Raw genomic sequence first — 5519 nt, forward strand, 5'->3', positions numbered from 1 at the left:
AATTGGTGTTAATCAGCAATATGCTGCAATGGCTAGAAGCAGCAAAAACCCGTCTGATAGCCAATTTATTCGAGGCCACCTGCAAGAAGCTAAATGGTTTATTAAAAGTATCGAAAGCCGCAATGATACTTTACTTAAAGTGGCTAATTGTATTGTAAAATTTCAGCAAGGTTTCTTTGAATATGGTGAAGAAGCCATGAAGCCTATGGTATTGAATGATATTGCTGAAGCCGTAGAAATGCATGAATCGACTATTTCACGTGTCACCACACAAAAATATATGCACACTCCACGTGGATTATTTGAACTAAAATACTTCTTCTCGAGCCATGTCAGTACTGACGATGGTGGGGAATGCTCATCAACCGCAATTCGTGCTTTTATCAAAAAACTCGTTGCCGCAGAAAACCAGCAAAAACCCCTAAGTGACAGTAAAATGGCTCAACTTCTGGCAGAACAAGGTATAAACGTTGCACGTCGTACGATTGCAAAATATCGAGAAGCAATGCTGATCCCGCCCTCAAACCAACGTAAGAGTTTATAACCTACAAGGCAATGGAGGATTTTTTATGCAAATAAGCCTAACTGGACGACATGTCGAAATCACAGAATCATTACGTGAATATGTCCATGTTAAATTTTCAAAGCTTGAACGACACTTCGATCAGATCCATAATGTACACGTTGTACTCAGTTTAGAAAAATTACAGCAAAAAGCAGAAGCTAAAATCAACGTTAATGGCGCAGAAATTTTTGCGATGTCAGACAATACTGATATGTATGCTGCAATAGACGCCCTGATCGACAAACTCGACCGTCAGGTAATTAAACACAAAGAGAAGAATACAAAACACTAACGATGGAACTTTGTACCATTCTGCAGCCGGAATGCACTACCTGTGCCACACCGGGCAGTAAGAAAAAAGTACTGGAACTCATCAGCAATTTAGTCGCTGCCCAGTACCCAACCCTGTCTTCGCAAGAGGTTTTTGAAAGCCTGCTAGCGAGAGAGAAAATGGGTAGCACAGGTATAGGAAATGGCATTGCGATACCTCATGGCCGATTAACGACCATCGAACGCCCTATCGCAATATTTATTAAATGTGAAGAACCCATTGCCTTTGATGCAATCGATAAACAGCCCGTGGATATTTTATTTGCTTTGTTAGTACCTGCAGACCAGTGCCAACAACATTTAGGCACGTTATCAAGCATGGCCCAAAAGTTAAGCGATAAGCAAATATTGAAACAGCTTCGTAAAACTCACGACGCAACAGAACTTTATCAGGTTATTACTGCATGAAACTTGTCATAGTATCGGGACGTTCAGGCTCAGGAAAATCTGTTGCCCTGAGAGTATTAGAAGACCTGGGGTATTATTGTGTTGATAATTTGCCTTTACCGCTCATTGGCACATTATTAGCTCAGCTTAAGGGCAGTAATGATTTGGTTGCGATTAGCGTTGATGTTCGCAACATTGCTGAACAAGGCAAAGTACTTCAAGAACAATTGGCACTACTGGAAAATGACACTGAAATTATTAGCTTCTTTTTAAATTCCAATGACAAAGTATTGCTCAAACGCTACAGCGAAACACGTCGATTACACCCATTATCTAAAAATCATATTTCACTGCAAGAAGCGATCAAGTTAGAAGGCCGTTTACTTGAGCCTATTGCTAAAATTGTTGACCACTACATCGACACTTCTGCGCTGAATATATACGAATTAAGCGACCAAGTTAGGCAAATATTATTAGGCAGTGTTGATAAAGAGTTAGTCATTAACTTTGAATCATTTGGCTTTAAGCACGGAATGCCGACAGAAGCAGACTTTATGTTTGATGTACGCTTTTTGCCCAACCCACATTGGGAAATTGAACTGCGCCCATTTACGGGGTTAGACGAACCCGTACAAGAGTTTTTAGGTCGCCAGCCATTGGTTAATAAATTTATTTGGCAAATTGAAAACCTATTTGAAACTTGGATGCCACATTTAGAACGTAACAATCGCAGTTACCTTACTATCGCGATTGGTTGTACTGGAGGCCAGCATCGTTCGGTATATATTGCAGATCAGTTAGCAAAACGATTTAGGCAAGGCAGTAAACACACCGTTAATGCTCGCCACAGAGAATTAAATATCAGTGATATAGTAACTAAGTGAACATAGGATCGGGTCAATGATCAAACTTGAACGCCAAGTTACCATTTCAAACAAATTGGGATTGCATGCCCGCGCAGCAACAAAGCTCGCGGTATTAGCTGCAGATTTTGATGCCAACATCACCTTAACTCAAGGGGAAAAAAACGCCAGCGCAGCTAGCGTGCTTGGGTTATTAATGCTTGAAAGTGGTATCGGTAAAATGATTACTGTGACAGCTCAAGGCCCTGACGCTGAAGTTGCATTAAACGCAGTGTGTGATCTCATTAATGCTAAATTTGATGAATGTTGTTAATTTTTCAATAGCACAAGATTTGTGAATAGCTTTTAATTTGCAAATGGCCGCGAGCCACTCATTTGTAAATATCATCACCGTAATTGCATGCGGCCTTTACATGACTAGGCCCATACTAATCAAACAGACATGACGTTGATGCTCACTGGTAGACATCAGTCCCTCGAAAATATTAGCCCTTAGGTTTATCTCACGCAGTTGATACTAATCTCATTTGCATCTGTTCATTCTGCGGGAGTGTAGTGCTTAACATGATAAAGACATAGCGACTTCCAGCAACGGATCTAGTGCAACTCTGCTTCCGTGAAGTCGTAGGTCTGTAGTATGTAAAGCGGCATAGGCAGTGCAGAATTTCTCCGCAGAAAATACTTAAGTATTTTCTGCGTTCATCGTCTACAGCAAAGACAGCTATTTCTTCATTTATACGCCTTGAACTGTACAACCTGAGAAGCCCAGAATGATTACATACTGAATGATATTAGTATGACGAATAGGAAGTAGATATATGGGTAAAGAGTACCTAGATAATGAGATAACAGAACAACGTCTCAATCAACTCGCTCAAGCGCTAGACAGCGGCCTGTTTGTTCATGCCCGTAACATGCTACATACCATGTCACCTAACGATGTCGCGCTTATTCTCGAATCATCTCCGCCCAAAAATCGTCAGGTGTTATGGCAACTCATTGATCAGCAATATGCCGGTGAAATTCTTGATGAATTAGGTGAAGAACTTAAAGATTCACTGATCAGCAGCATGACCCCAGAGAAGCTTGCCCAGGCCACTATAGGCATGGATACAGATGATCTCGCCTATATTCTTCGTAGCCTACCCGATGTTGTTTACAAAAAAGTACTCAAATCAATGCGAAGCCAAGACAGGGATAGAGTAGAGCAAGCATTGCGTTACCCAGATGATACTGCTGGCAGTATTATGAATACTGATACCGTCACTCTACGACCGGATGTCAATATCGAAGTGGTATTACGCTATTTACGTCAACGAGGACATTTGCCTGATACAACTGATACTTTATATGTTGTTGACCGCCAAGATCATGTTTTAGGTGGAGTCAGGCTAGCTGATTTACTCACATGCGATCCAAGCGTAACGATCCGCAGCATTATGGACACTGAATTAGAAAGTATTCCTGTTGAAATGTCCGATAAAGACGTTGCCCAAAAATTTGAACGGATGGACTGGATATCTGCTCCAGTCGTCGACAGCCAAGCAAAACTGCTTGGCCGAATTACTATCGATGACATTATCGATGTGATCCGCGAAGATGCCGAACATTCAATGATGGGGATGGCTGGGATGGATGATGATGAAGATACCTTTGGCCCTGTGCTTAAAAGTACTCTGAGACGCTCTCTGTGGCTGACTATCAATCTATTTGCAGCATTATTAGCCTCGTCTGTCAGCAATATGTTTGAAGGTACCTTAGAGCAATTTGCCACCATCGCGATTTTAATGACCATTGTGCCGAGCATGGGAGGCGTTGCGGGTAATCAAACCTTAGCACTAGTGATCCGCGGGATAGCACTTGGGCATATTGGCCAAAGTAACTCGCGTTGGTTAATTGGTAAGGAATTGAGTATCGGATTATTAAACGGCTTAATGTGGTCTGTATTGGTATTTTTTGCGGTATGGCTTTGGAAAGACGACATCGCATTAGGTGGATTAATTGGCAGTGCCATGCTGATTAATATGACAGTGGCAGGTTTCGCTGGCGCCACCATTCCAATAATGTTAAAAAAATTAAAAATCGACCCTGCACTGGCGGGAGGCATGGTGTTAACGACGGTAACCGATGTCGTTGGCTTATTTGCATTTTTGGGCCTAGCCACATTATTTTTGATGCACTAGTTCATTGATTTTACTAGTGCATATCTGTCGTCCGTAAAATTGGCCATGCTAGCGCAATTTTACGGACCTCAACGCCTCTTTCATACTCATAAGTCTTTTTTACATATAAGCTCGTTCACCGAGCTCATTCACCGAGCACTTACCATTCTGAAAACCTTTGCTATTCTATTAGAAGCCCCTACTGTCGTCACGTTTTTCAAACACTCTCCCCCCAACAACTCATCCGACAATAACCTTGCCTTCATCTTGTCATTAAGGTGACCTTTTTTTGCCATATTTATCATCCATACTGCTCAGCGACAATGACGACAGTCATTCGTGTTCGGTAGAGTACATTCACCAAATTAGTGCAATTGCACCAATTTGACTAACAACTCAAAAACAACAAGCGCATAGAAAACAATTAAATCACTGATAAATAACAGTTAAAAATATTTACCAAAGTTGGCACAAGCTTTCCATATAAGAATGTATACCTACTAAGTAGTAGTTTATTTTTTAAGCAGTCCATTGTAATTGTAGGAGATAGCGATGAATAAAATAACCGTAAAACGTAGCATTATATCGATAAATGTCATGGTCAATAATGTCATTGAACAATGCCGTCAAAACATTTTTTTCTTAGCGCATCTCGGTTGCAGTCAGTGGGATGAGGTTGAAACTCGCTCAGGGAAACATAGATAAATCAGAAGGAAATTATTTGATGAATATGTCAAATGCGAGACAGTATCCAATCGACTTACAGAGACAAGTGATTAATGAAGTCAAAAACCATAATAGGTTATTGTCTGACGTAGCAAAACAATATGGTGTGTCGGCCAAAACTGTTTATCAATGGGTGAGAAGTAACGATAGTCGCCAAACTGAAAGCAAAGGAGCGATCGTATCAGAAATAGCCTATTTACAACAAAAGATCGCTCAATTAAGTCAACAATTACAAACAATGGCAAGTTAGTAAAATAAACCGTTTTTGGCAAGGATGTTTGATCGTGTTAACAACTCGTTCCCCAGCAAGTTGATAGCACAGCAACAAACAGACTAATAAAAATAAGCGCACAGCTTCATACATCCTTGCCGCTTTATGGCTTTACCGTTAGTTGTTAGGAAGACGACTAGCATTACAGTTCAGGCGTTATTGGGTCCCCAGACTCTATTATCCGATAACGTCATTTTTATTAAGGTGTTTAAGCT

At 40.9% G+C, this 5519-nt stretch carries 7 protein-coding genes and 1 pseudogene; all 8 read left to right on the forward strand.

Features of this window, described 5'->3' with window-relative positions:
• Positions 1-544, forward strand: a pseudogene (locus H5202_RS17305) (RNA polymerase factor sigma-54); the annotation flags it as partial.
• Between the two features lie 25 nt (positions 545-569).
• Positions 570-857 (forward strand): ribosome hibernation-promoting factor, HPF/YfiA family, encoded by a 288-nt coding sequence (gene hpf / locus H5202_RS17310; RefSeq protein WP_182773175.1) that lies wholly within the window; start codon positions 570-572, stop codon positions 855-857.
• A gap of 2 nt (positions 858-859) precedes the next feature.
• Positions 860-1303: a PTS IIA-like nitrogen regulatory protein PtsN gene (ptsN, locus tag H5202_RS17315; RefSeq protein ID WP_182773176.1), complete on the forward strand. Its 444-nt coding sequence runs from the start codon at positions 860-862 to the stop codon at positions 1301-1303.
• Positions 1300-2166, forward strand: coding sequence for an RNase adapter RapZ (gene rapZ, locus H5202_RS17320; protein WP_182773177.1), 867 nt, complete (start codon positions 1300-1302; stop codon positions 2164-2166). Before ptsN ends, rapZ begins: the two co-directional genes overlap by 4 nt.
• Positions 2167-2182: 16 nt before the next feature.
• Positions 2183-2458: an HPr family phosphocarrier protein gene (locus H5202_RS17325; protein ID WP_182773178.1), complete on the forward strand. Its 276-nt coding sequence runs from the start codon at positions 2183-2185 to the stop codon at positions 2456-2458.
• Between the two features lie 505 nt (positions 2459-2963).
• On the forward strand, positions 2964-4328 hold the full coding sequence (gene mgtE / locus H5202_RS17330; RefSeq protein ID WP_182773179.1) for a magnesium transporter: 1365 nt from the start codon (positions 2964-2966) through the stop codon (positions 4326-4328).
• A 531-nt stretch (positions 4329-4859) separates the two neighbouring features.
• Positions 4860-5012 (forward strand): hypothetical protein, encoded by a 153-nt coding sequence (locus tag H5202_RS17335; protein ID WP_182773180.1) that lies wholly within the window; start codon positions 4860-4862, stop codon positions 5010-5012.
• A gap of 19 nt (positions 5013-5031) precedes the next feature.
• A complete protein-coding gene (locus H5202_RS17340) occupies positions 5032-5283 on the forward strand; it encodes a transposase (RefSeq protein ID WP_101085179.1) in 252 nt (83 codons plus the stop codon).
• The last annotated feature ends 236 nt before the right edge of the window (positions 5284-5519 follow it).

This window comes from Shewanella sp. SG41-4 (genome assembly GCF_014164505.1).
GTDB lineage: Bacteria > Pseudomonadota > Gammaproteobacteria > Enterobacterales > Shewanellaceae > Shewanella.

Bases quoted from the DNA above. Each gene is read 5' to 3' on its own strand.
- ptsN (WP_182773176.1), top strand. From the start codon at position 860: ATGGAACTTTGTACCATTCTGCAGCCGGAATGCACTACCTGTGCCACA.
- H5202_RS17325 (WP_182773178.1), top strand. From the start codon at position 2,183: ATGATCAAACTTGAACGCCAAGTTACCATTTCAAACAAATTGGGATTG.
- rapZ (WP_182773177.1), top strand. From the start codon at position 1,300: ATGAAACTTGTCATAGTATCGGGACGTTCAGGCTCAGGAAAATCTGTT.
- H5202_RS17335 (WP_182773180.1), top strand. From the start codon at position 4,860: ATGAATAAAATAACCGTAAAACGTAGCATTATATCGATAAATGTCATG.
- H5202_RS17340 (WP_101085179.1), top strand. From the start codon at position 5,032: ATGAATATGTCAAATGCGAGACAGTATCCAATCGACTTACAGAGACAA.
- hpf (WP_182773175.1), top strand. From the start codon at position 570: ATGCAAATAAGCCTAACTGGACGACATGTCGAAATCACAGAATCATTA.
- mgtE (WP_182773179.1), top strand. From the start codon at position 2,964: ATGGGTAAAGAGTACCTAGATAATGAGATAACAGAACAACGTCTCAAT.